General features: G+C 69.2%; 21 protein-coding genes. 16 read left to right on the forward strand and 5 right to left on the reverse strand.

The annotated features are described in order from the left end of the window. Positions 1-69 precede the first annotated feature (69 nt). Both rpsR and ACFYRH_RS35185 read left to right on the forward strand, forming a co-directional pair. The gene (gene rpsR, locus ACFYRH_RS35180) at positions 70-312 is read left to right on the forward strand and encodes a 30S ribosomal protein S18 (protein ID WP_387784247.1); all 243 of its coding nucleotides are present in this window, start codon (positions 70-72) and stop codon (positions 310-312) included. 153 nt (positions 313-465) lie between these two features. Beyond that, positions 466-3,333 carry a S8 family serine peptidase gene (locus ACFYRH_RS35185; RefSeq protein WP_387784249.1) on the forward strand — a complete coding sequence of 956 codons (2,868 nt, stop codon included), beginning with the start codon at positions 466-468 and terminating at the stop codon, positions 3,331-3,333. A gap of 54 nt (positions 3,334-3,387) precedes the next feature. Here ACFYRH_RS35185 and ACFYRH_RS35190 read toward each other — a convergent pair whose 3' ends face one another. Further along, positions 3,388-4,029, reverse strand: coding sequence for a response regulator (locus ACFYRH_RS35190; protein WP_387784251.1), 642 nt, complete (start codon positions 4,027-4,029; stop codon positions 3,388-3,390). After that, entirely contained in the window at positions 4,026-5,549 is a 1,524-nt protein-coding gene (locus ACFYRH_RS35195; RefSeq protein ID WP_387784253.1) for a PspC domain-containing protein, read from the reverse strand. Before ACFYRH_RS35195 ends, ACFYRH_RS35190 begins: the two co-directional genes overlap by 4 nt. Before the next feature lie 181 nt (positions 5,550-5,730). Here ACFYRH_RS35195 and ACFYRH_RS35200 point away from each other — a divergent pair, with 181 nt between their 5' ends. From ACFYRH_RS35200 to ACFYRH_RS35250, 11 genes are all read left to right on the forward strand, one after another. Then, positions 5,731-7,086 carry a PspC domain-containing protein gene (locus ACFYRH_RS35200; RefSeq protein WP_387784255.1) on the forward strand — a complete coding sequence of 452 codons (1,356 nt, stop codon included), beginning with the start codon at positions 5,731-5,733 and terminating at the stop codon, positions 7,084-7,086. Then, positions 7,083-7,274 (forward strand): hypothetical protein, encoded by a 192-nt coding sequence (locus ACFYRH_RS35205; RefSeq protein ID WP_387784257.1) that lies wholly within the window; start codon positions 7,083-7,085, stop codon positions 7,272-7,274. Before ACFYRH_RS35200 ends, ACFYRH_RS35205 begins: the two co-directional genes overlap by 4 nt. Before the next feature lie 176 nt (positions 7,275-7,450). Continuing rightward, a complete protein-coding gene (locus ACFYRH_RS35210; RefSeq protein ID WP_387784560.1) occupies positions 7,451-8,599 on the forward strand; it encodes a Cmx/CmrA family chloramphenicol efflux MFS transporter in 1,149 nt (382 codons plus the stop codon). Positions 8,600-8,626: 27 nt separating this feature from the next. After that, positions 8,627-8,836: a cold shock domain-containing protein gene (locus tag ACFYRH_RS35215; protein WP_387784259.1), complete on the forward strand. Its 210-nt coding sequence runs from the start codon at positions 8,627-8,629 to the stop codon at positions 8,834-8,836. A 57-nt stretch (positions 8,837-8,893) separates the two neighbouring features. Beyond that, positions 8,894-10,045, forward strand: a complete 1,152-nt coding sequence (locus tag ACFYRH_RS35220) for an L-histidine N(alpha)-methyltransferase (protein ID WP_387784261.1) — start codon at positions 8,894-8,896, stop codon at positions 10,043-10,045. Then, a complete protein-coding gene (locus tag ACFYRH_RS35225; RefSeq protein WP_387784263.1) occupies positions 10,042-10,605 on the forward strand; it encodes a hypothetical protein in 564 nt (187 codons plus the stop codon). Before ACFYRH_RS35220 ends, ACFYRH_RS35225 begins: the two co-directional genes overlap by 4 nt. 139 nt (positions 10,606-10,744) lie before the next feature. Continuing rightward, positions 10,745-12,772, forward strand: a complete 2,028-nt coding sequence (locus ACFYRH_RS35230; protein WP_387784265.1) for a hypothetical protein — start codon at positions 10,745-10,747, stop codon at positions 12,770-12,772. Between the two features lie 90 nt (positions 12,773-12,862). Further along, entirely contained in the window at positions 12,863-14,128 is a 1,266-nt protein-coding gene (locus tag ACFYRH_RS35235; protein ID WP_387784267.1) for an extracellular solute-binding protein, read from the forward strand. Positions 14,129-14,241: 113 nt separating this feature from the next. Continuing rightward, positions 14,242-15,057: a carbohydrate ABC transporter permease gene (locus tag ACFYRH_RS35240; RefSeq protein ID WP_387784269.1), complete on the forward strand. Its 816-nt coding sequence runs from the start codon at positions 14,242-14,244 to the stop codon at positions 15,055-15,057. Next, positions 15,057-15,929, forward strand: a complete 873-nt coding sequence (locus tag ACFYRH_RS35245; RefSeq protein ID WP_387784271.1) for a carbohydrate ABC transporter permease — start codon at positions 15,057-15,059, stop codon at positions 15,927-15,929. Before ACFYRH_RS35240 ends, ACFYRH_RS35245 begins: the two co-directional genes overlap by 1 nt. A 104-nt stretch (positions 15,930-16,033) precedes the next feature. Next, on the forward strand, positions 16,034-17,674 hold the full coding sequence (locus ACFYRH_RS35250) for an MFS transporter (protein WP_387784273.1): 1,641 nt from the start codon (positions 16,034-16,036) through the stop codon (positions 17,672-17,674). On the opposite strand, the gene ACFYRH_RS35255 is transcribed toward ACFYRH_RS35250, so the two are convergent. The 3 genes from ACFYRH_RS35255 to ACFYRH_RS35265 all read right to left on the reverse strand — a co-directional run bounded on the left by ACFYRH_RS35255 (position 17,671) and on the right by ACFYRH_RS35265 (position 20,319). Then, the gene (locus tag ACFYRH_RS35255; RefSeq protein ID WP_387784275.1) at positions 17,671-18,135 is read right to left on the reverse strand and encodes a hypothetical protein; all 465 of its coding nucleotides are present in this window, start codon (positions 18,133-18,135) and stop codon (positions 17,671-17,673) included. The two genes, ACFYRH_RS35250 and ACFYRH_RS35255, sit on opposite strands and share 4 nt — an antisense overlap. Before the next feature lie 28 nt (positions 18,136-18,163). Next, a complete protein-coding gene (locus tag ACFYRH_RS35260) occupies positions 18,164-19,246 on the reverse strand; it encodes a hypothetical protein (protein WP_387784277.1) in 1,083 nt (360 codons plus the stop codon). Between the two features lie 98 nt (positions 19,247-19,344). Next, positions 19,345-20,319, reverse strand: coding sequence for an LLM class flavin-dependent oxidoreductase (locus ACFYRH_RS35265; RefSeq protein ID WP_387784279.1), 975 nt, complete (start codon positions 20,317-20,319; stop codon positions 19,345-19,347). 95 nt (positions 20,320-20,414) lie between these two features. On the opposite strand from ACFYRH_RS35265, the gene ACFYRH_RS35270 reads away from it, so the two are divergent. The 3 genes from ACFYRH_RS35270 (at position 20,415) to ACFYRH_RS35280 (ending at position 23,974) form a co-directional block, all read left to right on the forward strand. Next, positions 20,415-21,530 carry a mandelate racemase/muconate lactonizing enzyme family protein gene (locus tag ACFYRH_RS35270; RefSeq protein WP_387784281.1) on the forward strand — a complete coding sequence of 372 codons (1,116 nt, stop codon included), beginning with the start codon at positions 20,415-20,417 and terminating at the stop codon, positions 21,528-21,530. Between the two features lie 9 nt (positions 21,531-21,539). Beyond that, on the forward strand, positions 21,540-22,499 hold the full coding sequence (locus ACFYRH_RS35275) for a dihydrodipicolinate synthase family protein (protein ID WP_387784283.1): 960 nt from the start codon (positions 21,540-21,542) through the stop codon (positions 22,497-22,499). Between the two features lie 251 nt (positions 22,500-22,750). Continuing rightward, positions 22,751-23,974, forward strand: coding sequence for a hypothetical protein (locus ACFYRH_RS35280; RefSeq protein ID WP_387784285.1), 1,224 nt, complete (start codon positions 22,751-22,753; stop codon positions 23,972-23,974). Positions 23,975-24,092 lie beyond the last annotated feature (118 nt).

Here is a 24,092-nt window from a genome sequence, read left to right on the forward strand (position 1 = left end):
CGAAACGCGCCATCGCTGACCTCTTGCGCTACCCTAGTTGAAAACGACATTCAACAAAGGAGCGCTGCCATGCCCCGACGCCCGGCCCCGACCGGCAAGCGCAAGCCGAAGCAGAACCCGCTGGACCGCGACGGCATCACCTACATCGACTACAAGGACACCGCGCTGCTGCGCCGGTTCATCTCCGACCGCGGCAAGATCCGCTCCCGCCGCGTCACCGGCCTGTCCGTCCAGCAACAGAAACAGGTCGCCCGCGCCATCAAGAACGCCCGCGAGATGGCCCTGCTCCCGTACACCTCCGCGAACCGCTGACCCCTGTAACGACACCGGAGACTTTCGCGATCTAGAACACGGGTCGCGTTCGCGGCCCACCGGACAGCGCCCGAACCACGGCAGCGGGTTCGGCTGTTCGCCGTTCGCGGCTTGCCCTCTGGGGGTCCCGTGCTGTCCCGTCCCACTCATCTGTTGCGCCTGGTCGTGCCCGCGGCCCTGGTCGCGACCGGCGCGATCGTCGTCACCGGTTCCTCCGGTTCGGCGGCCGAACTGCGCCCGTACCGCCCGGCGTTCAGCGCCCACCATGCCCCGCACGACGCCAAGCCCGAGTTCGAGCCGAACTCCGTGCTGGTGAAGTTCAAGAACAAGGCCACCGCGTCCGCCCGCCGGGCAGCGGTCGCGAAACTCGGCGCCACCGCGAAGCAACCGGTCACGTCGAGCATCGTCCGGCTCAGCGGTTCGCTGTCCGCGCCGGAGTTGCTGAAGAAGGCCAAGGCCGACCCGTCCGTCGAGCTGGCCTCTCTGAACTACAAGCGCCACACGACGGCGGTCCCGAACGACACCTATTACCCGGTCGTCAACGGTGTCGGCCAGGCGTCGTACCTGAACACCGTCCGCATGCCGCAGGCGTGGGACGTGTCGAAGTCGACCGGTGACCAGGTGATCGCGGTCGTCGACACCGGTGTCGACGCCGGTCACCCGGACCTCGCCGGCCATCTGGTCGCCGGCTACAACGTCCTCGCTCCGGCCACCGCGCCGAACGACGACAACGGTCACGGCACCATGACGCTGGGCATCATCGCGGCCTCGGCGAACAACGGCGCCGGCGTGGCCGGGGTCGGCTGGTCCGCGAAGGCGATGCCGGTCAAGGTCCTCGACGCGAACGGGGAGGGGTACGACGCCGACGTCGCCAACGGGATCACCTGGGCGGCCGATCACGGCGCGACGGTGATCAACCTGTCGCTCGGTGGACCGGGCGACGACCAGGTCCTGCACGACGCCGTGAAGTACGCCGTCGCCAAGGGCGCGGTGGTCGTCGTCGCGGCCGGGAACGACGGCAGCGACGCGGTGCAGTACCCCGCGTCGTACCCCGAGGCGATCGCGGTCGCGGCGACCGATGCGACCGGCCGGCTGACCGACTTCAGTTCGTTCGGCGACTGGGTCGACATCGCGGCCCCCGGCTGGGACATCGTCAGCACCGGCGCGCGCAGCCTGACCGAGCCCGGCTACGACCCGTACTGGCTCTGCACCGGCACCTCCTGCTCGGCGCCGATCGTCGCGGGGGTGGCCGCTCTGGTGAAGAACAAGTGGCCGACCCTCACGCCCGCCCAGGTGGCAGCGCGAATCGAGAGCGTGGCCCGGGACGCGGGCCCGCGCGGCACCGACCCGTACTACGGCGCCGGCGTCCTGGACGCGTACGCCGCACTCGGCGGCACCTGGGCCGCGGACTTCCCGGGCGCCCCGCTGTCGGAGGCCCACGACGAGCCGGCTCGCGCTCGCAATCTCGGCGACCTGCCCGCCGGCTGGAGTCTGAGCACGGGTGGGACGATTAGCACTGAGGGGCAGGTCGACTGGTACTTCGTGCGTCCGGCGGAAACCCGGAAGATCCGCATCACCGTCTCGGGCACCGACTACACCGCGGACCGACCGCAGAACTTCGCTCCGGTGGTGACGGTCTACGACAAGGACCTGCAGCGCATCGGGTTCGCTCAGAACCCCTACCCGACGGACTGGTCGACGACAGCTCCGCTGATCGCAACCGTCGACGTGACCGTCAACCCCGGAGTTTCCTACATCGCGGTGCGCAACTACAACGGGTCCCGTGTGGATCGCGGCTACAACTTCAGCGTCTCGCAGCTCGGCGCCGGCGGAACCACCACAGGGGCGGCGTACCCGGTCCGCGACGTCGTTCCCGGTGATCTGTCCGGCAACGCGGCGCTGGCGTCGAAGCCGGCGGTGACCTTCGCCCGTCCGGTCGACGCGACCACCGTCGACGGCTCCACGGTGAAACTGCTGAACGGCAAGACCCTCGCGACGATCCCCGCCACGGTCAGCTACGACGCCGCGACGCTGAAGGCGACGATCACGCCGGCGGCACAGCTCGTCGACAACGCGCCGTACAAGATCTCGGTCGCAGGTGTGCACGAGGCGGACGGGTCCGCGCTGGCTCCGGTGCTGACCGTGTTCAGCACGATCGACTGGTACCCGAGCCAGCTGAAGACGTTCGACGCGAGCGGCGCGTACCTCGCCGCGACCCTGAACTGGACGCTCCCGGAGATGACCGACTTCGGGCAGGTCGTCGTCCGGGTCGCCGCCGGGACCAAGGCGCCGGCCCTGGACACCGGCACGCTCGTCTACGCCGGTACGGCGTCCTCGGTCAAGGCGACCGGGCTGGCGCAAGGGACGACGTACACGTTCGCTGCCTGGATCAAGGACCGCGACGGGCGGGTCGGCCCGGCCTCGGTGACCCAGCTGCTCGGGATGAAGTCCGGGATCAGCACGACCTCGACGCTGATCAGCTACGGCGGCTCCGTCACGATCAAGGGCAGCACGCTACGGATCGACAACTTGGTGTACGCCGGTCTGCCGGTCAACGTCTACGTGCGACCCAAGAACTCCTCGAAGTTCACCCTGCTGGCAGCGCTCAAGACGTCCTCGACCGGGACCCTCGCGGTGGCGCACAAGCCGCTCGTGTCGTCGGTGTACATGCTGACGTTCCCCGGCAACGCGGACCTGATGGGCACCCGGACCGCCGACATCACCGTGCAGGTGGCGCCGACGATCTCGGCCACGCTGTCGCCGTCGTCGATCCGGCTCGGCCAGGCGACCGCCTTCAGTGGGTACGTCGCTCCGGCGCATGCGGGCCAGCCCGTGTACCTGCAGCAGTACGGCAACAAGGTGTGGAAGTCGATCGCTTCGGTGAAGCTGAGCACCTCGGGCAAGTACGCCTTCGGCATCAAGCCGGCCGTCCGCGGTCAGATCGCCTACCGGGTCTTCTTCCCCGGCGACGCCGACCACGCCCCGGCGTACACGGTGAACAAGATCGTCACCATCAGCTGACACGAACGGAACGCCCCGGCCGTGGAGCGGCCGGGGCGTTGCGGTTGCCGTTCGTCAGACCAGTCGGCGGTCCGTGGCCCAGCGGGTCAGTTCGTGGCGGTTCGAGAGCTGGAGTTTGCGGAGGACCGAGGAGACGTGGGTCTCGACGGTCTTCACCGAGATGAACAGCTCGCGGGCGACCTCCTTGTAGGCGTAGCCGCGGGCGATCAGGCGCAGTACCTCGCGCTCGCGCTGTGACAGCCGGTCGAGGTCCTCGTCCACCGACGCGATGTCGATGGCGCCCGAGAAGGCGTCCAGCACGAACCCGGCCAGCCGCGGCGAGAACACCGCGTCACCGTCGGCGACCCGGTTGATCGCGTCCACCAGCTCGGCGCCGGAGATGTTCTTGGTGACGTACCCGCGGGCGCCGGCCCGGATCACGCCGATCACGTCCTCGGCGGCATCCGACACCGACAGCGCCAGGAACTTGACGTCCGGGTGCCGCTGGTGGACCTGCTTCATCACCTCGGTGCCACCACCGCCGGGCAGGTGCACGTCGAGCAGTACGACGTCGGGCTCGGTGCCGACGATCGCCTTCACCGCGGTGTCGACGTCGGACCCCTCCCCGACGATGTCGACCGACGCACCGATCTCGCTGCGTACCCCGGCCCGGAACATATCGTGATCGTCGACGACGACAACCCGCCTGCTGCTCATCTGTCCATCTCCAGTCGCACTTCGGTCCCTGTCTCCGGATCGGACCGCACCGTCGCGCGGCCGCCGTGCCGTTCCATCCTGCCCATCACACTGTGCCGCAAGCCGAGCCGGTCGTCCGGGACCTCGTCGACGACGAACCCCTTGCCGCGGTCCCGGACGAACATCTCCACCCGGTCGCCGTCCACCTCGACGAACACGTCGATCTTCGCCGCGCCGGAGTGCTTCGCGGCGTTCACCATCGACTCCCGGGCGGCCCGGACCATCGACGACAACGGCTCGGTGAGGTCACAGTCACCGACCGTGATCACCTCGATCGGTACGCCGTGCGAGTCCTCGACCTCGGCGGCGGCCCGTTTCGCGGCGCCGGCCAGCGTCTGGTCCGCGTTGTCGTCCTCGTCGTACAGCCAGGACCGCAGTTCCCGCTCCTGGGAGCGCGCCAGCCGGGCGACCGCCTTCGGGTCGTCGGACTGCTTCTGGATCAGCGCGAGCGTCTGGAGCACGGAGTCGTGCAGGTGCGCGGCCATGTCGGCGCGCTCCTGCGAGCGGACCCGTTCGGCGCGCTCGGCGTTCAGGTCTCGGGTCAGCCGGTGCACCCAGGGCCCGGCGATGACACCGATCCCGACCACCGCGAGCAGCAGCGCGATCAGTACGTCGCCGACCATCGAGAGCCGGCCGTTCTGGACCAGGAACAGCGTGACCGCCGTACCGATCAGGATCAGCCCGACGGCGATCCGGACCAGCGACTTCCAGCCGCCCTTGCCGAGCACCAGCCCGAGGATCGGGACCCGGATGTCCTGCGCCCACTTGTCCTTCTGGTTCTCGTCCGCCTGCCGCCAGATCAGCGCCAGACCGGTCGCGGCGAACACCAGCGGCCAGAACAGCTTGCCGGCGACGCCGAACCCGGCGACCTGGAGCAGCAGCAACAGGCCGATGCCGATGGCCACCAACGCGGGCAGCTGGCCGCGGCTCTTCTCGCGCTTGCGTTGCCTCGCCTCGGTCACCGGCGCCGGCGGCTCGTCGGACCGCATCCCACTGCGGGTGTGCGCGGCCAGGCCGGGCGCGTTCGGCACGGTCTCCGGGGCGAGCGGCATCAGGAACCACAGCGCCGCATAGATCAGTACGCCGAAGCCCCCGAACACCGTGGTCGCGATCAGCACCAGCCGGACGACGGTGTCGGACACGCCGAGGTGGTCAGCGACACCACCGGCCACACCGGCGATCACCCGTCCCTCGGTACGCCGGTACGCCCGGCGTGGCGGGTCAGAAGCCGGCCGCGGCGGCGGAGCAGACTGTCCGGCCCCCTGCGGTCCCGGCTGCCCCGGACCGGTGGGCGGCCCACCGGGAGCGCCGCGCTGCTGCTGACCCATGCGCGCGGCGTAGGCGGCGTACGGGCCCTGGTACTGGCCTGGTCCCTGCGGGCCCCAGCCCTTGTACCGCCACTGGTCCTGCGCAGGCGTCGACTCGGGCCGGTCCTCGTTCGTCGAGGATCCGCCCGTCGGCGCGGCTGCTGGCTGGCTCATCACCACGATCGTCACATGTGGACCGGCCCGACACCAGCAGGCTTGTCCCGGGCCGGCTCCTCAGCGGTCACCCGCCACGCTCAGGGTGTGCTCGGGGAGAACCCCGAATTCCGGCGACTCCGGGGCCATCAGGGGCCATCCCCGATGTGATCCGGGGTGCCGGCGCGGGAGTATCGATGACATGGAGCAGAACCAGAGTGGACCCGCCGGGTTCGACCGCGACCGCCTGCAGAACCCCCAGAGCTGGCGGCGCAGCAGGTCGGACCGCTGGGTCGCGGGTGTCTGCGGCGGCATCGGCCGCGCGCTGAACATCGACCCGGTACTGGTCCGGGTGGTGATGGCCGTCCTGATCCTCAGTGGCCCGGGCATCATCTTCTACATCGCCGCGTGGGTCCTGATGCCCGACGAGGGCAGCGACCGGGCCCCGGTGCAGGGCTTGCTCGGCGACCGGATCCGGACCGACCACCCGTGGTTCTGGCCGGTGGTGATCGGGATCTGCATCTTCGCCGCGATCGCGACGATGTCGTCGTTCAAGTTCGGCCACTTCGTCCCCGGTCCGGTGATCGTGCTGGCGGTGATCTGGCTGCTCGCCAAGCACCGCAAGGGCACCAAACAGAACCAGCAGAACCCCCAACAGCAGCAACAGCCCCCACGCCCGCAGGACACCACGTCTGCGGCGGGCTCCGGGCAGCAGTTCACCTCGCAGCCGTACACCAGCCAGCAGAACCCCGGCCAGCCGTACAACCCGGCGTACGCGCCCCCGCAGACCGGCCCGTCCGTTCCTCCGACGGGCCAGGCGTCCTCGGCCACACAGCGACCCCAGGACCGCACCGTCGAACCGGTCCAGCCTGTGTGGACCGAGGACGACCCCCTGGGCCTGTACGTCGACGAGCCGGCCGGCGGCACCCGGCCGGTCGCGAGCAAGCCGGCGGAGCCGCCCGCGAAGGGCGTCCGCGGCATCAAGTCGATCATCGTCGTGCTGACCGGTCTGGCGATCGGTATCGCGGCGCTGGCGGGGGCGTCGACCGCGACCATGCTGGTGATCGGCCTGGCCACCCTCGGCGGCGGCATGCTGATCGGCGGGTTCGTCGGCCGCACACTCGCGCTGCTCCCGCTCGGCATCCTGCTCGCCGTCGGAGCCGTGGCGAGCACGGTGTTCCCCGGCGTACCGCGGAACTTCGCCGACACCAACTACGTCGCGCCGGCCGGTCAGACGATCACCGCGACCGGCACGAGCTACCAGTTCGACGCCGGGTCGGTGCACCTGGACCTGACCAAGGCCACCTTCGCCCCGGGCGCGAAGGTCGACGTCCACGGCGGCGTCGGCGAGGTGATCGTCAAGGTGCCCGCGAACGTCGACGTGAAGGGGCAGTTGTCGACCGAGATGGGAGACGTTGCCTTCCTCAACGAGCAGCACGAGGGCCATAATGCGCAGCTGAACCTCGACGACCTCGGCGCGGACGGCAAGGCCGGCCCGCAGCAGGTCACCCTGGACCTGAACCTCAGACTGGGCAGCATCAAGGTGGAGCGCGAATGAGCCAGCAGCCACGGAAGACCAGGCCGGACGTTCCTGGCGTCGTGGCCGGGACCGTCCTGGCCGGAGGCGCCACGATCTGGATGCTGACCGAGAACGGCGCACTGCAGTCCGACGACCTCGGCGTCACCAGCGCCCTCCTGCTGGTGACCGCCGGGCTCCTCGGCCTCGCCGCCTCCCGGCGCGGCTAATCCGCTGGACGGCGGGTACGGCGTTCCCTAAGCTCCACGCCGTGACCAGCCCGGAGGCGGACAGACCGTAACCACCGGCCGTTCCGTGTGAATCCACCCAGAATCACACCGAACCGCCGGAGACGATCACCCACGTCTTCTCATGGTTGCGGAGTACCTCCTTGCTTTTGTTGACGCTGCCGTTCGTGCTGTATGCGCTTGGGCTGGCCGTGTTCGCCCAGGCCACCTCTGAATTCATGCTCTCCGGGCTCGGCCCGGACATCGCCCAGGACCTGGGCGTTTCCATCCCCACCGCCGGCTGGCTGACCTCGGCGTTCGCGCTGGGCATGGTCGTCGGCGCACCGGCGATCGCCGTCCTCGGCGCCCGCTGGCCGCGCCGCCGGACGCTGCTGGTGACACTGACCGTTTTCCTCGCCGTCCACGTGGTCGGCGCCCTGACCTGCAGCTTCAGCGTGCTGCTGGTCACCCGGATCCTGGCCGCGCTCGCGAACGCGGGCTTCCTGGCCGTCGCACTGGCCACCGCCACCACCCTGGTCCGCCCGGACGCCAAGGGTCGCGCCACCTCCGTCCTCCTCGGCGGTACGACGCTCGCCTGCATCGTCGGCGTACCGGCGGGTGCCGCCCTCGGCCGGTCCCTCGGCTGGCGGTCCGCGTTCTGGGCGGTCGCCCTGATCTCGCTGCCCGCGCTGATCGCGATCATGCGGTCGGTCCCGGCCCGCGGCGCCGGGCCCAGCACTGTCGCGCGGTTCAGGATCCGGCCGCGGCTCGCCGTACTGCTGCTGCTCGGGGCGCTGGTGAACGGCGCGACGTTCTGCTCGTTCACCTATCTCTCTCCGGTGCTCACCGAGGTGACCGGGTTCGGCGTGGGCTGGGTGCCGATCATGCTCGCGTTGTTCGGGCTCGGCTCGTTCGCCGGCGTGACCGTCGCGGGCCGGTTCGCGGATCGCCGCGACCACCGGCTCACGCTGGTTGCCGGAGGCATCTTGCTGATCGGCTGGTGCGTCTTCGCGCTGACCGCCGGCCACACCGCGCCGACCGTCGTCCTGGTCTTCCTTCAGGGCGCACTGTCGTTCGCCGTCGGCTCCACGCTGATCTCCTACGCGCTGTACGCCGGCTCCGCGTCCCCGGTCCTGACCGGGGGCCTGGCGACCGCCGCGCTGAACGTCGGAGCCGCCGCCGGACCGCTCCTGGGCGGCCTTGCGATCGGGGTCACGGGCTTCTCCGGCCCACTCTGGGCGAGCGCGGCCCTGGTGGGTACGGCGCTCTGCCTCGGAGCCGCCTCGGTTAGTCTTATGGACTGCGAAGTACCGGAGGGGTCCTGGTGAAGCGGGTCCCGTGGTCGAGGAGTCTCAATGGTGCGCGGCACCGTGAAGTGGTTCAACGCCGACAAGGGCTACGGCTTCCTTGCCGTCGAGGGCGGCGACGACGTGGACGACGTGTTCGTGCACTGGAGCAAGATCGTCTCCGACGGGTACAAGACCCTCGAGGACGGGCAGCGGGTCGAGTTCCAGATCGTCGACGGCCCCAAGGGCCGCGAGGCGGACGCGGTCACTCCGGTTTGACCAGCGGTCTGGTCCGGCAACCGATAACCTGTCGTCTCATCGTGTGAGGGGTGAGACGTGGCAGAGCCGGTACCCGTGATCCGGAAGCTCGAGCATGCGCTGGCCGACGACGACTTCGCCTGGTCGCTGCTGCTGGTCGGCGAGGATCAGACGGACAAGCTCGCGACGCTGACCGGCGACCTCCGCGGGCCGTTCTCGACGTCCGGCGACGGCAAGCAGATCACGTCCGGGTTCTCCTACTGGGGTATCGGTCCGACGATCGCCTGGGCGAACGCGACGAACGACCCGTTCTACCTGGTGATGAAGGCCGGCGCGGAGTCGTTCCTGCGGCACTGGCGCAAGCTCCGGCCGCATGTCGAGGCCGGTGGCTTCCACCTGGTCAGCCTCGGCGTCGGCACCGGTGTCAAGGACCGCACGATCCTCAGTGACATGCGCCGGCACAACGCGGACATGTACTACATCCCGGTCGACATGAGTTCGGAGATGCTGCGGATGGGCACGTTGGAGCCCGTCCGCGGCGCCCGGTTCCCGGTGTCCCAGGTGCTGCCGGTGCAGCTGGACTTCTCGATCGCGGACAACATGGACGAGCTGGCCGAGATGCTGTCCCGGCTGGTCGGCGACGAGCCGATCCTGTTCACGCTGACCGGCAACACGCTGGCCAACTTCGAGAACGACGAGGAACTGCTCCGCACGCTCACCCGGGTGCTGCGCCCGCAGGACCGGCTGCTGCTCGAGGTGGCCAGCACCACCCAGCTGGACCAGGAGGCCGCGGACGCGGCCGCCGACGAGTACCACCAGACCCGGGCGTTCGCCGAGTTCGTCACCAGTGCCCTGCGGTACAACACCGATCTCAAGATCAAGAACGAGTTGGTGAAGTTCGTCGGCGAGGTCGAGGACGAGGACGCGCTGCTGGTCAAGATCCTCTGGCAGAACGACACCGACGACGAGATCCGGATGGAACTGCCGGACCACACGGAGGTGCCGCTGTCGACCGGCGACACGATCCGGCTCTACACCACCCGGAAGTACTCCACCGCGCGTCTGCGGCGGCTCACCGAGGCGTGCAAGCTGACCCCGGTCGAGGCGATCCAGTCCCAGTTCCGGTACACCCGACGGCCGAACCCGTTCGGCCTGGAGTTGCTGCTGCTCGCACCGGAGACGGCCGGCGAGGCCGCGCACAGCCTCGCCGACGACATCTGGTCGACATGAACCGGCGGACCGTCGTCAGTTGGGTGACGTACGGCCTGCTCGCGGTCGCGTTCGTGCTCGGCGTGATCTGGTTCCTCTGGCCGGGGAACTCCCGCTGGGAGCCGGCCGTCAACTCGCTGACGCTGGTCGCCGGGCTGACCGGCATCTTCGTCGAGCGGCTGACGGCCGAGGCGGAGCGCCGTACCGAGGTACTGCGGGCCGTCGCGGACGAGCTGCAGGAGAACACCAGACTGCTCAACGACGACCGGTTCTCGCCGGACGCGCCCACCAGCCGGCAGGTGTACCCGCGGCTGGTGGTGTCCGCGGTCGACCTCGCGCTGGTGTCCGGCGCGCTCGGCCTGCACAAGGACGCGGACCTGGTCGGGTTGCTGCACCGCTGGCGGGACACCGTGCACCTGTTCAATCGGCGGCTCGACCTGACCGAGATCAGCACGTTCTCGAACACCATCTCGGCGGCCGAACTGGCCGCCTTCCACCGGGCCCTGCACCGCGAGAACAGCTACTTCGCGGCCACCCGGGAGATGCTGCAGAACCTGCTCGGGAAGCTCCCCCAGACGTGACCCGCCTTTAACGGCCGAGGCCGTAACCCGGGCGGTTGCTGTCAGTAGTGGCAAATTCTCCCGAGCCGTTGACTTCGTGACGGCGCGAGGGCTTCACTTTCGGACAGGACCGTAAATACGGCACGCCCGGAGGCATCGCATGCGATCAGCCCGCTCGCTCGTCGCGGTGGCACTCGCCGCCCTGCTCGTCACGACCCTGTCCACACCGCCACGGCCCGCCGCGGCGACCCCGAAACCACCGACCGCGACCGTCGTCTCGCTCGGTACGCCACTGTCCGACGTCCTGCTGATCGGCGGCACGGTCGCGCCCGGCCCGAACGGCAAGACCGCGATTTGGAACGTGTCCAGCGGCAGCCCGGCGTACCTGAACGCCATCGACCCGGCCACCGGCGACAGCCTGCTGTCCGCGGCGCTGCCCGGCGCCGACGGCAGCTACGCGGTCGCGGCCGCCCCGGACGGTACGATCTACGCCGGCACGTACAACAACGGTCACCTCTACCGATTGAAGCCCGGCGCGACCACCGCCGAGGACCTGGGCCGGCCGCTCGCCTCCGAGACGTTCATCCTGCGGATCACCGTCGACGAGCAGGGCAACGTGTACGGCGGTACGTACCCGCACGGCCGCGTGTTCCGGTACGACCACCAGACCGGCGCGATCCGCGACTACGGCACGATCAAGGCCGGTCAGGGGTACGTCAAGAGCATCGACTACGGGAACGGCAAGCTCTACACCGGCACCGAGCCGGACGCGTACTTCCAGGAGATCGACGTCGCCACCGGCGCGATCTCCGAGATCCCGGCGCCGCCCACGATGGGCGATCCGAAGGACAAGGTGGTGTACGACCTGAACGTCCGCGGCGGGCGCGTGTACACCCGGGTCAGCACCGCGTTTCCGGGCCCGATGTACGTCTGGGACATCGCGTCCCGGACCTGGGTCGACGAGATCCCGAACGAGCACGGCCTGGACATCTCCCCGATCGGCGCCGACGGGTCGCTGTACATGATCCAGGCGAGCGAGCTGAAGAAGTACGACCCGGCCACCAAGACGCTGACCGGCACCGGCCTGACCTTCACCGGCCGGATCCAGAACGCCCGCTCGATCGGGTACGCCGACCTGAACCTGCCCGACTACCCCGGGACCAGCGTGGTCGGCACGCTGTGGCGCGGCGAGGAGTTCCGGTACAACCCGCAGACCGGCAAGTCGGAGATCTTCCAGACCAAGGTCCGGCGGGAGCCGATCGAGATCCTGTCGGTGGCCGGCGGCAAGGACAACATCTACGCAGGTGGCTTCCTGAACGGCGGCGTCTCGGTGGTCAACCCCGCCACCGGCGAGGCGAAGTTCAACCGGTTCTCGCAGGTGGAGGCCCTGATGGAGGCCTCGAACGGCACCGTGTACGTCGGCGCCTACCCGGAGGCCCGGCTCTACTCCTACGCGCCGGCGCAGCCCTGGAGCAGTCCGGAGTACTCACCCGGCCCGCCCGGTACGCCGGACAACCCGAAGCAGCTGCTCAACCTGAAACCCGACCTCTTCCAGACCCGCGCGCGGGCGCTGACCGAGGTCGACGGCAAGATCGCGGTCGGCACCGTCCCGGACGGCGACCGGCTCGGCGGCGCGCTGGTCATCTACGACCCGACGACGAACACCGCGGAGAAGTACCGCAACGTGGTCCAGGACGAGTCGGTCTTCGGCCTGACCGCCCGCTGCGGCATCGTGTACGGCGGAACGTCGATCGCCGGTGGCCTGACGACCACCCCGCCGACCCGGGAAGCGGGCACAGTGTTCGCGTGGGACGTGGCCAAGAAGCAGAAGCTGTGGGAATCCGTGCCGGTGCCCGGCGCGGCCACCGTCTCGTCGGTCACGATCGGCCCGGACGGGCTGCTGTGGGGCGTGGCCGGCAAGACCGTGTTCGCCGTGGCCCCGGACAGCGGCAAGCTGAAGAAGTCCTTCACGCTCGGGACGACGACCTCCAGCGGCGACATCGTCGCCACGTCCGAGGCCGTCTACGTGAGCATCGACCTGAACAAGATCTACCGGATCGCGCCGGGGAGCAAGGCCACCCCGACGCTGTTCGTCGAGCACGCGCACCGGCGGCTCGGCGTCCGGGGAGATCACCAACTGCTGATGACGAGCGGCTCCGAGCTGTTCCGAGTTGATATCAGCCGTTGACAGCCGAAATTCAGCCCAGCTACTTTCGGTCCTGACCGTTATTCGGTTCAGCTACTTCCGGCCCTGACTTCCGGACACCCAGGGGGTGCGATGAAATCCAGCGTCCGCCGCATCGCGGCACCACTCACGGCACTCGTTCTCGCCGCCGCGCTCAGTTCCTGCGGCGGTGGCGACTCGGGCTCGTCGGACTCGAAGAAGAGCGTCACGCTCTGGATGTACCCGGTGATCGCCGACCAGGCGGCCAGCGATGCGTACTGGAAGAAGGTCGAGACCGACTTCGAGGCGGCGAACTCCGGGATCGACCTGAAGGTCGAGGCCCAGCCGTGGGCGAACCGTGAGGAGAAGGTCGCGGCCGCGTTCTCGGGCAAGAAGGGCCCGGACGTGCTGCTGATGATCCCGGACCAGATCCCGCAGTACGTGAACAGCGGCTCGCTGGAGCCGGTCGACGACGTGGTCGCGCCGGACAAGGACAAGTTCCTGCCGGCCGCGATCCCGGGCCTGACCGTCAACGACAAGGTGTACGGCGTACCGATCTACCACACCGTCACCACGACGATGTACAACAAGACGGTCCTGACCAAGGCCGGGATCGCCAAGCCGCCGGAGACCTGGGACGAGATCAAGGCCGCGGCGCCGAAGCTCAAGGCCGCCGGGTTCTCCACGCTGGACTACTCGGCCTCGCCGGAGGCGACGCTGAACCTGAACTTCTACCCGCTGCTCTGGCAGGCCGGTGGCAAGGTCTTCGCCGACGACGGCAAGAGCGTCACGTTCAACCAGGCCCCGGGTGTGGAGGCGCTGACCTTCCTGAAGAGCCTGTGGGACGAGGGTGCGATCCCGAAGACCGCGCTCACCGCGGGCAACGTGGTCGCGGACTCGCCGTTCGGCAAGGGTCAGGTCGCGATGGCGATGACCAGCGTGCCGGCCGACGCCGCCACGGTGGCGAAGACCTGGGGTGCGGCGAACGTCGAGATCGGTACGCCGCTGACCGGCAAGAAGCAGGTCGGGTACGGCATCCCGGGTGGCCTGGTGCTGAACGCCGCCTCGTCGAACACCGACGCGGCGAAGAAGTTCCTGTCGTTCATGATCCAGCCGGCCCAGCTCGACGCGCTCAGTAAGGCGTCCGGCTTCTACTCACCGCGCAACGACGCCAAGTCCGAGTCGACGGACCCGGTCGCGACGAAGTTCCACGACGCGCTGCAGTACGCCGTACCGGGTGAGGCGAACCCGTCGGCGCGGCAGATCATGTCGCTGCTGAGCACCGAGATCCAGGCCGTGCTGACCGGCAAGAAGCAGCCCCAGCAGGCCCTGGACGACGCCGCCAAGCAGGCCAACGACCTGCTCTCGAGGCAACGTTGACGAACACCGGATCGGATACGGTCGCGGGTCGGGCGGGACCCGCGACCGGCCGAACCAGAAGGAGAAGCGGACCGCGGCGTCGGCCGTGGGTTGGTCTGCTGTTCGTCGCACCGATGCTGGTGCTGTTCCTGTTGTTCCGGTTCCTGCCGGCGATCGGGGCCTTCCTGCTGTCCTTGACCGACTACCGGATCAGCGGCAAGTGGGACTTCGTTGCGCTGGACAACTACACCCGGCTGTTCTCGGACAAGGTGTTCCACGAGGCGCTGCTGGTGACCGTCACCTACACGGTGATCTTCGTGCCACTGACGGTCCTGCTGTCGCTCGGGACCGCCGTACTCCTGCATCAGGTGGTGTGGAAGCGCGGCTTCTTCCGGGGCGTGTTCTTCCTGCCGTACGTGACCAGCATCGTGCTCGCCGCGGTGATCTGGAAGTGGATCTACGACGCCCAGGACGGCCTGCTGAACGCGGTCCTCGGGCTGGTGAGCATCGGCCCGATCGACTTCCTCAGCCAGTCGAACACGGTCCTGCCCTCGATCGCGGTGACGTCGGCCTGGAAGGGCTTCGGCTACTCGATGCTGATCCTGCTCGCGGGGCTGCAGGCGGTCCCGAAGTCGTACCTCGAGGCGGCGATGATCGACGGCGCGGGCACCTGGCAACGGTTCCGCTACGTGACGCTGCCGCAGCTGCGGCCGGTGCTGTTCTTCGTGCTGGTGATCGAGACCATCGGCGCGTTCCAGGTCTTCGACGCGATGTACGTGATGACCGGCGGCGGGCCGGTCCGGTCCAGCTACTCGCTGGTGTACTTCCTGTACGACAGCGGCTTCAAGTACTTCGACTTCGGGTACGCCAGCGCGATCGGTCTGGTGCTGTTCCTGATCGTGCTCGTCGTCTCGCTGGTCCAGCGCCGGCTCGTCGGGAGGGACGACTGATGACTCAGGTACTCGACCGGCCGCCGGTCCGCGAGCCGGCGGACACGTCGGCCGCGGGACGGCGTACCGCGGCCCGGCTGACCCTGCCGACGCTGCTGACGCTGACGGCGATCGTGACGATCGTGCCGTTCGCCGCGATGGTGCTGGTCGCGTTCGCTCCGCCGAGCGGGCGGACGTTCCCGGACGCGCTGAACCCGGCCCACTTCACCCTGGAGAACTTCCAGAAGGTGCTGTCCAGCTCGGACATCCCGCGCTGGACGGTGAACTCGCTGCTCTACTCGCTGGTCTCGGTCGCGTGTGTGCTGCTGTTCGCGTCGATGGCCGGGTACGCGTTTGCCAAGAAGAAGTTCCCCGGCCGCGAGATCATGTTCTGGGCGTTCCTGGCCACGCTGATGGTGCCGTTCCAGGCGACGCTGATCCCGTCGTACATCCTGGTCTCGAAGCTGGACTGGGTGGACAGTTACTGGGGCCTGATCGTGCCGACGCTGGCGAATTCGCAGGCGGTCTTCCTGATGCGGCAGTTCATCATGCAGTTGCCGGACGAGCTGTTCGAGGCGGCCGAGATCGACGGCGCCCCCGAGTGGCGGATCTTCACGACGATCGTGCTGCCGCTGATCCGGCCGGTGCTGGCCACGCTCGGGATCTTCGTGTTCCTGTGGCACTGGAACGACTTCCTCTGGCCGCTCGTCATCGGGCAGTCCGGCCAGATGCAGACGCTCACCGTCGGCCTGGCCACGCTGCAGACCCAGGCGGTGCCGATCAACCAGGTGATGGCCGGCGCGACGATCACCGTCGTACCGAGCCTGCTGGTGTTCGGGCTCCTGCAGCGCTACCTGACCGACAGCATCGCGATGTCGGGGCTGAAGGCCTGACTCACGCTCTCCGTCTTCACCCGGCGCGGACGATGCCGGGTGAAGACGCGGTGCGCTCTACTGACCCCGTCCGGCCGGAGATCCGGACGGGGAGGGGCTCGCGGATGAGCAGCGACGTACCGGCCGCCGGCGTCCGTACGGCGACCGGCTCGCGGACCGTGCTGATCACGCTCGCGTCCGGCCAGTTCCTGATGGCGCTGGACAGCTCGGTGATGAACGTCTCGATCGCGACCGTGGCGTCGGACCTGGGGACGACGGTGACCGGCATCCAGTCCGCGATCACGCTGTACACGCTGGTGATGGCGTCGCTGATGATCACCGGCGGGAAGCTCGGGCAGATCCTCGGCCGGAAGCGCGCGTTCGCGATCGGGTGCCTGATCTACGGCGCCGGCTCGCTGACCACCTCGCTGGCGCCGAACCTGACCGTGCTGATGATCGGCTGGTCGGGGCTCGAGGGGATCGGCGCGGCGCTGATCATGCCGGCCATCGTCGCGCTGGTGGCGACCAACTTCGACAAGCCCCAGCGGCCGAAGGCGTACGGCGCGGTCGCAGCGGCGGCCGCGATCGCCGTCGCGCTGGGCCCGCTGATCGGTGGACTGTTCACCACGTACCTCTCGTGGCGCTGGGTGTTCGCCGGCGAGGTCCTGATCGTCCTCGGCATCCTGGCGATGACGCGGCGGATCGCCGACGTCCCCGCGGACCGTTCCGCCAAGCTCGACCTGGTCGGTACGGCGCTGTCCGCGATCGGACTCGCCCTGATCGTGTTCGGGGTGCTGCGCGCAGGTTCCTGGGGCTTCGTCAACCCGAAGCAGGGCGCCCCGTCCTGGCTCGGCCTGTCGCCGGTGATCTGGCTGATGCTCGGCGGCGGCGCCGTGCTGGTCGGCTTCGTGGAGTGGGAGCGCCGCCGGACGAACCACGGCAAGGCCGTGCTGATCGACCCGGCGATGCTCGCCAACGTGCGGCTCCGGGCCGGACTCACCTCGTTCTTCTTCCAGTACCTGCTGCAGGCCGGGCTGTTCTTCGTCGTCCCGCTGTTCCTGTCGATCGCCCTCGGCCTGTCGGCGATCAACACCGGGCTGCGGCTGCTCCCCTTGTCACTGGCGTTGCTGGTGGCCGCGCTCGGCGTACCGCGGTTGCGCCCGCAGGCATCACCGCGGCGGGTGGTCCGGGTCGGTTTCGCACTGTTGTTCGTCGGGCTCGTCCTGCTGACGGCAGGCCTCGACATCGGGGTCGGGGCGGACGTCGTCACGGTGCCGCTACTGCTCGCCGGGCTCGGCATCGGGGCGCTGGCCTCGCAGCTCGGCGCCGTCACCGTCAGCGCGGTACCGGACGAGGAGAGCGGCGAGGTCGGCGGGCTGCAGAACTCGATCACGTTCCTCGGCTCGTCGATCGGGACCGCCCTGGCCGGCGCGGTCCTGATCTCGGCGCTGACGAGTTCGTTCCTGACCGGGATCAAGGACAATCCCGACGTACCCGCGAGTGTGTCGTCGCAGGCGGAGGTCAAGCTCGCCGGTGGCGTACCGTTCGTGTCCAACGATCAGCTCAGCCAGGCGCTGTCCGAGGCCGGTGTGGACCAGAGCACCACGAACGCGGTCGTCGACGAGAACGAGCAGGCCCGGCTGGACGGCCTGCGCGCGTCGCTGTCCGCCCTCGCACTGATCTCGCTGCTGTCCCTGTTCCTGTCCGGCCATCTCCCGACCCGGCAGCCCACCAGCCAGGCCGACCAGGCCGATCGGGAGACCTAGCCTTCGCGGGCCTCGAGCATCTGCCGCATCTCGTCGCCGTGCACGGTCAGCGCCCAGATCACCAGGATGTCGACGGCGATCAGGATCGTCGACCAGATCGGGTACGCCGCGAGGAAGGCCGCGTTCACCACGATGCTCAGCACCGCCAGGACCACTCCCACCACCCGTCCCCACAACTTGCCGTTGAGCAGCGCGATCCCGGACACCACCACGACGAGCCCGAGGATCAGGTGGATCAGTCCCCAGGAGTCGTAGTTGAGCTCGATCGCCAGCCGGGAGGCGCGGACCAGGAAGTAGTCGTCGTGGAAGATCGCGATGAACCCCTGGAACGCGTGCAGGATCCCGAGCACGATCATCATCACGCCGGCGAAGAGGATCCAGCCCACCCAGCGGCTCGGCCACTGCGGGACCGCGACCTCGCCCGGGCGCCGGTGTGACCCGGGAGTGTGGCCGTCTGACATCGTGCCTCCTCGGTTCGGTGTGACGGGGCTAGGGCGTGACCTCGTTCTTCGCGGCGGCGGTGCGGTACTCGTTCACCGGGTGGTACCGGTCGTAGAGCGTCGTCAGGATGCTGAACAGGAAGATGAAGAAGAACGTGTCGCGCAGCGACAGGCCCGCACCCCGCTGGCTGAGCAGCAGGTCCTCGAGGAGGACGATCACCACGTTCAGCCCGAAGACCACGGCGAACGAGATCGCGGCGGAGTCCCACCCGTAGCCCCGCCGGGCGGCCCAGAGGCCGATCGCGGAGTTGATCACCACGAAGAACGCGATCCCGAGGAAGAGCTGGAAGTCGCTGACCTCGACGCCTGGCAGCACCCGGCCGTAGATGACGCTGATGATCCCGATCAAGAAGATCTTCTCGACCGCTCCCCAGCCGAAGACCTTGCCGTGGGCGGCCCGGAACGCGGCCCGCTCCTTCGCCTCGTCGATCTCCGGCGGCAACGGGTCGGCTTCCAGGCGCAACCGCCAGTCCGGCGGGCGCAGCCGGGGCCGCCAGACGAACCACAGCACGGCGGCGAGGGCGAGCAGCCCGATCACCACCGCCGGGCCGAACCAGGGCACGTCCCGGACGGTGTCGGTGAAGTCCAGCTCGGCGACGTGGATCCAGTACTCCTGCGGCAGCTTGATGAAGATCCAGATCCCGCCCGCCACCAGGACCCAGAACTTCAGGCTGTAGCGCAGCGGGTTCCGCCGGGCGCGGATCCCCTCGTAGGCGATGAAGAAGTACTCGAACGTGTTCGGGAAGATCAGCAGCAACGCCCGGACACCGGTGAGCTCGAAGAGCAGCACGCCGATCTGGCGGTAGAAGAACAGGAACCGGCTGACCTGCACCGCGTGCAGATTCGACCAGTTGCGCAGGCTCGCCAGGTAGGCGACGGACAGGTAGAACACGTCCATCGCCTTGTCGTAGCTCTGGTAGAACGGCGGGTCGTACCCGAAGGACTGGAAGATGGTCTGATCGGCGGCGTCCAGCACGAGCGACGCCAGGATCGCCGGCAACGGCCAGCGCGGGATCAGCAGCGGCACGGCGAACCGCAGGAAGACGACAGTCCAGAAGACGACTTCGGCCATCCGCTTAGCCTCCTGCCGACGGTCAGCCGTGCCCGCGCCGACGCTGGCGCGACACCACCCGTCACCAAGAGGTTACGACGTACACCCTCCGTAATGCTTCATCTGGAACCGATGAGATTTCCGAAGTTCTCGATCGAGCGCAGTACGTCGCTTTGAGCCATCCCCGGCGGCTGGATCCGCAGGATGATGCCGTCGGCCCCCATCTCCTCGTAGTGCGCCAGGCGCTCGGCGCACTCGGCCGGCGAGCCGATCACGCTGCGGTCGGCGATCTCGTCCCAGCCCTGGGTGTAGCGGCTCGCGTCCGTCGAGGTGCGTTTCCAGCCCGTGTAGGCGTCGTACAGGTCACGCAGCGGCTCCTCGAGGGCCTTGCGGGCGTCCTGCGAGGTGGAGCCGCAGAATCCCTCGCGGCACAGGATCACGTCCGCGCCGAGCGTACCTTCGCCGCGCGGGTACGAGAGGTACTCGGCGATCTTGCCGGGCAGGTCGGAGTCGAGCTCGTTGAAGGACGTGGTCCAGCCGTCGCACATCCGGGCGGTCCGCTCCAGGACCGCGGACACCCGGCCGCCGTTCCACAGCCGCGGGCGCGGGTTCTGCAGCGGGCGTGGCGACAGGTAGGCCTCGCTGATGCTCGTGAACTTGCCGTCGTAGCTGACCTCGTCCTCGGTCCACAACCGGGTGACGATCTCCAGGCACTCCTCGAACCGCGCGACCCGCTCGGCCTGCGTCACGCCGTACAGCGCGAACTCCTCGGGGCGGTAGCCGAGCACGAACCCCGCGGTGACCCGGCCGCCGGACAGTACGTCGAGGTGCGCGAGCGTCTCGGCGAGCACGACCGGGTGGTAGAGCGGCGCGACGATCCCGGCGGTCGCGAGGCCGATCCGCTCGGTGTGCGCGGCCAGCCAGGTCAGCGACGTGAGGATCTCGTGGTACCCGGGCCGGTGCAGGTGCCGCTCGCCGAGCACGACCCACTCGAAACCGGCCTGCTCGGCGAGCTTCGCCTGCTCGACCGCGTCGGCCAGCCGGGGCCGCTCGTCCGGGGTGCCGTAGAGGTTCAGATAGAGACCCAGCCGCATCGGGGTGCCACCTTCCGTTGACAGAGAGCGCTTGGGGTATTTACGGTCTTGACCGTAAATGCTTTCCGCTCAGATTGCGACCCTAGGAGCCGGTTATGAGTCTGGCAGTACAACCGGCGGAGTTGCCGGACGGGGCGTCGGCGCCGATCAGCGCGGTCAAGACCCGGGTGGTCAGCGCGCGGTACCGCCGCCCTTTCCAGATCAGCAGCGGGGTCAGTACCGAGCTCGTCAGCCTGGTCGTCGAGGTGCACACCGCCGACGGGGCGATCGGGATCGGCGAGACGTCCCCGATGACGGCGTACACCGGTGAGACGCTGGCCGGTGTCACGGCCGCGATCGAGGAGCATCTCGCACCGGCGCTGATCGGCCGCGACCCGCTCGACCGTGCCGGCGCACACGTCGTGATGGACGGAGTCCTGCGCGGCCAGCAGGTCGCCAAGTCCGGCCTCGACATCGCCCTCCACGACCTGGCCGGCAACCTCAGCGGCTGGCCGGTGCACGCGCTGCTCGGCGGCTCGGTCCGCGACCGTGTTCAGACCACCTGGGTCGTCGGCCTCGGGACGCTCGACGAGATGGCCGCCGAGGCCGCGGAGTACTCCGAGCGCGGGTTCCGGCACCTCAAGGTCAAAGGCGGCCACGACCCGGCGAAGGACCTGGAACTGATCCGCGCCGTCCGCGCCGCGATCCCCGCCGACGCCGAGCTCTGCCTGGACGCCAACGAGGGGTACGACGCGACGACCGCGCTCCCGTACCTCGCCAAGATGACCGCGGCCGGCCTGACCCTGCTGGAGCAGCCGCTCCCCCGCTGGGACCTCGCCGGACTCGTCCGGTTGCGCGAGCGGCTCGACGTACGGCTGATGGTCGACGAGAGCATGCACTCGCTGCACGACGCGCTGGAGATCGCGCGCCGCGGCGCGGCCGACGTACTGAACATCAAGATCCTCAAGGTCGGCGGGCTGCACCGCGCGCTGCAGATCGCGAATGTGGCCGAGGCCGCGGGACTGGCGGTGAAGGTAGGCTCGATGCCGGAGTTGGGCGTCGCCACGCTGGCCGCCGTACACCTGGCCGCCGCGGTTCCGGGAGCGACCGTCGCGGCGGACCTGGTGGGGCCGTTGATGGTCGACGAGGACCCGCTGGCTCCGACCGTGTTCGCCGGCTGCGACGGCTGGATCGACGTACCGAAGGGGCCCGGTCTCGGGCACGAGGTGTGAGGGGTCATGATGCATCCACTCGTTGAACGGCTCCGCGGCACGCTGCTCCCGGCGGTCGCCACCCCGATGGACTCCGACGGGGTGGTCGCGTGGGACGCGCTGGCGGCGTACGCCGTGACGCTGGCGAAGCAGCCCATCGGCGGAGTCGCGGTCTGGGCCCACACCGGGCGCGGACTGTATCTGTCCGCGGGCGACCGCTCGAAAGTGCTCGAGACCTGGCGGCAGGCCACCCACCTGCCGATCGTCGCGGGTGTCGGCGTACCGAAGTCCGAGTCGCCGCGGACGCTGCAGGAGGCGTCGGACGCGACGGTGGAGATGGCGCGGGCGGCTGCCGCGGGCGGAGCCGACGCCGTCATGGTCTACCCGCTGGCGGCGCTTGGTGAGCTGCCGGACGGGGATGCCCAGGCGGTAGCGCTGCACGAGCGGGTCGCGGCCGAGAGCGGGCTGCCGTTGGTCGGGTTCTACCTGCACGGCGAGGCGGGCGGCTACCCGTACTCACCGTCGCTGATCCGGGAGCTGCTCGCGCTGCCGGCCATGCTCGGCGTGAAGACGGCGACGCTGGACCGGGCGATCGGCTGCCAGGACGCGATCTGGGCCGGGCGGGACAGCGGGAAGCTGCTGATCACCGGCGAGGACCGGATGTACGGGCCGTCGTTCATGTGGGGCGCGGACACCGCGCTGGTCGGCATCGCGTCGGCACAGGTGGAGCTGTCGGCCGCCGTACTGCGGACCTGGACGGCCGGCGATCATTCGGGATTCCTGGCCGCGTCCGACCGGCTGGACCGGTTCGCCGCCGCGACGTTCTACGCGCCGATCGAGGGCTACGTGCAACGGATGCTCTGGGCGGCCGAGTGGGAGGGTCTCGTGCCGGCCGCGGCCGCGTACGACCCTTACGGTCCGGAGCTGCCGCCGGGCGAGCGTGACCTCGTGATCGCCTGTCTCGAAGAGCTGGCGGCTCACGCTGCGTAGTACAGCAGGGGGCGCGGGCTGTGAGGTGGCGCGCTCCCTCCATCGCTCCACCACACCAGCGCCGTCGCGAACCGCCTCAGGGCTGGCGGTAATTGTGGTCTTGACCGAAACTAGGAGAGCGCGACCGAAACGTCAAGATCTCGGCAGCCGCTGCGCTATTGTGCGACTTGAGGGCCGGACCAGAAGTTGTCGGAGGACCACGTGAGGATCTGCTCGGCTGCTCGGAGCCACCCCCGAAGCGCGGTGGACTGATGGCGCTCGCGGTCGGGGTGGTCGGTCCGGAGGACCTGGTGCACCGCGTCACCGCGGTCGGCGCGCCGAGCGGGACGTCCCTCGTCCCGCTCCCGTACCGGCACGAGACCGAGGCGGTCGAGCTCGTCGAGCAGTCGCACTCCGACGTCGACGCGTTCTTGTTCACCGGCGTCGTCCCGTACACGATCGCCACCGAGGCCGGCGTCATCGACCGGCCGGCGATGTACGTCTCGTACGACGGCGCGACGCTGCTCCGCGCACTGGTCGAACTGCTCCGGCTCGGGCACAACGTCACCCGCTTCTCGATCGACACACTCCGGCGTTCCGAAGTCCTCGAGACACTGATCGAGGCGAAACTGCCGACGGACCAGATCCACGTGCTGCCGTACCGGCCCGGCCTGACCTCGGACGACATCGTCGACTTCCACCGCACCGTCCGCGAGAAGCACGACACCAAGGTCGCGATCAGCTGCCTCGGGTCGGCCTTCCACCTGATCGAGAACGAGATGCCCTCGGTCCGGCTGGCGCCGTCGCGGTACTCGATCCGCTCGACCCTCCAGGCGCTGATCCTGACGACCACCGGCCAGCACGTCGGCGACGCACAGGTCGCGCTCGGCGTGATCGACCTCCCCGAGCCGGACGACGCGCTCGCCGCCGACCTGATCACGCTCGGCGGCAGCCTCGCCGCGCTCCCCGACGGCCGCCACCTCGTCGTCACCACCCGCGGGCTCCTGGAGCAGGCCACCGAACAGTTCGCCCGGATGCCGCTGCTCGACCACCTCGCGGCGCGACACAGCACGGCGTACGTCGGGTTCGGTGTCGGCCGTACCGCGGCAGAGGCCGAGGCGCTGGCCCGGCGTGCCGTCGGCCGGGCCGCCTCGATCGGGTCCGTCGCCGGGGTCGTGTCGATGTCGGACGACGTCGAGATCGTCATCGAGCCCTCCGGCGACCAGCCGTCCACTGCCCGCGGCACGGAGAGCCTGCCGCTGCTGGCCCGCCGGGTCGGCCTCAACACCCAGACCCTCGCGCGGATGCGGGAACTCACCGCCGCGCTCCCCGACGGTCTCACCACGCAGGACGTGGCCGACCATCTCGCCGTACAGCTCCGCACCGCGCGCCGCGTCCTGAAACGCCTGGAGCGAGCCGGCCTGGCCGCTCCGACCGGCACCCAGCAACACGGTCGCACCGGCCGCCCGCCGACCGTGTATCTGATCCGCCTCTAGCCGAGACTTTGCGGTAAGAAACTTGCGCCTACTGCGAGAAATGTTCCGCAAAGGGTCCGGGCATGCTCATCCTGAAGAAGCGTGCGGCTTCGCCGGCGATGACGCAGTCCAGAGCGGT

The organism is Kribbella sp. NPDC004875 (assembly GCF_042873375.1).
Taxonomy (GTDB): Bacteria; Actinomycetota; Actinomycetes; order Propionibacteriales; family Kribbellaceae; genus Kribbella.

What these genes read in the sequence shown, in the direction of transcription:
- rpsR (WP_387784247.1), top strand. Translation starts at nt 70, where the DNA reads ATGCCCCGACGCCCGGCCCCGACCGGCAAGCGCAAGCCGAAGCAGAAC.
- ACFYRH_RS35190 (WP_387784251.1), bottom strand. Translation starts at nt 4,029, where the DNA reads ATGAGCAGCAGGCGGGTTGTCGTCGTCGACGATCACGATATGTTCCGG.
- ACFYRH_RS35195 (WP_387784253.1), bottom strand. Translation starts at nt 5,549, where the DNA reads ATGAGCCAGCCAGCAGCCGCGCCGACGGGCGGATCCTCGACGAACGAG.
- ACFYRH_RS35200 (WP_387784255.1), top strand. Translation starts at nt 5,731, where the DNA reads ATGGAGCAGAACCAGAGTGGACCCGCCGGGTTCGACCGCGACCGCCTG.
- ACFYRH_RS35205 (WP_387784257.1), top strand. Translation starts at nt 7,083, where the DNA reads ATGAGCCAGCAGCCACGGAAGACCAGGCCGGACGTTCCTGGCGTCGTG.
- ACFYRH_RS35215 (WP_387784259.1), top strand. Translation starts at nt 8,627, where the DNA reads ATGGTGCGCGGCACCGTGAAGTGGTTCAACGCCGACAAGGGCTACGGC.
- ACFYRH_RS35225 (WP_387784263.1), top strand. Translation starts at nt 10,042, where the DNA reads ATGAACCGGCGGACCGTCGTCAGTTGGGTGACGTACGGCCTGCTCGCG.
- ACFYRH_RS35230 (WP_387784265.1), top strand. Translation starts at nt 10,745, where the DNA reads ATGCGATCAGCCCGCTCGCTCGTCGCGGTGGCACTCGCCGCCCTGCTC.
- ACFYRH_RS35235 (WP_387784267.1), top strand. Translation starts at nt 12,863, where the DNA reads ATGAAATCCAGCGTCCGCCGCATCGCGGCACCACTCACGGCACTCGTT.
- ACFYRH_RS35240 (WP_387784269.1), top strand. Translation starts at nt 14,242, where the DNA reads ATGCTGGTGCTGTTCCTGTTGTTCCGGTTCCTGCCGGCGATCGGGGCC.
- ACFYRH_RS35245 (WP_387784271.1), top strand. Translation starts at nt 15,057, where the DNA reads ATGACTCAGGTACTCGACCGGCCGCCGGTCCGCGAGCCGGCGGACACG.
- ACFYRH_RS35250 (WP_387784273.1), top strand. Translation starts at nt 16,034, where the DNA reads ATGAGCAGCGACGTACCGGCCGCCGGCGTCCGTACGGCGACCGGCTCG.
- ACFYRH_RS35255 (WP_387784275.1), bottom strand. Translation starts at nt 18,135, where the DNA reads ATGTCAGACGGCCACACTCCCGGGTCACACCGGCGCCCGGGCGAGGTC.
- ACFYRH_RS35260 (WP_387784277.1), bottom strand. Translation starts at nt 19,246, where the DNA reads ATGGCCGAAGTCGTCTTCTGGACTGTCGTCTTCCTGCGGTTCGCCGTG.
- ACFYRH_RS35265 (WP_387784279.1), bottom strand. Translation starts at nt 20,319, where the DNA reads ATGCGGCTGGGTCTCTATCTGAACCTCTACGGCACCCCGGACGAGCGG.
- ACFYRH_RS35270 (WP_387784281.1), top strand. Translation starts at nt 20,415, where the DNA reads ATGAGTCTGGCAGTACAACCGGCGGAGTTGCCGGACGGGGCGTCGGCG.
- ACFYRH_RS35275 (WP_387784283.1), top strand. Translation starts at nt 21,540, where the DNA reads ATGCATCCACTCGTTGAACGGCTCCGCGGCACGCTGCTCCCGGCGGTC.
- ACFYRH_RS35280 (WP_387784285.1), top strand. Translation starts at nt 22,751, where the DNA reads ATGGCGCTCGCGGTCGGGGTGGTCGGTCCGGAGGACCTGGTGCACCGC.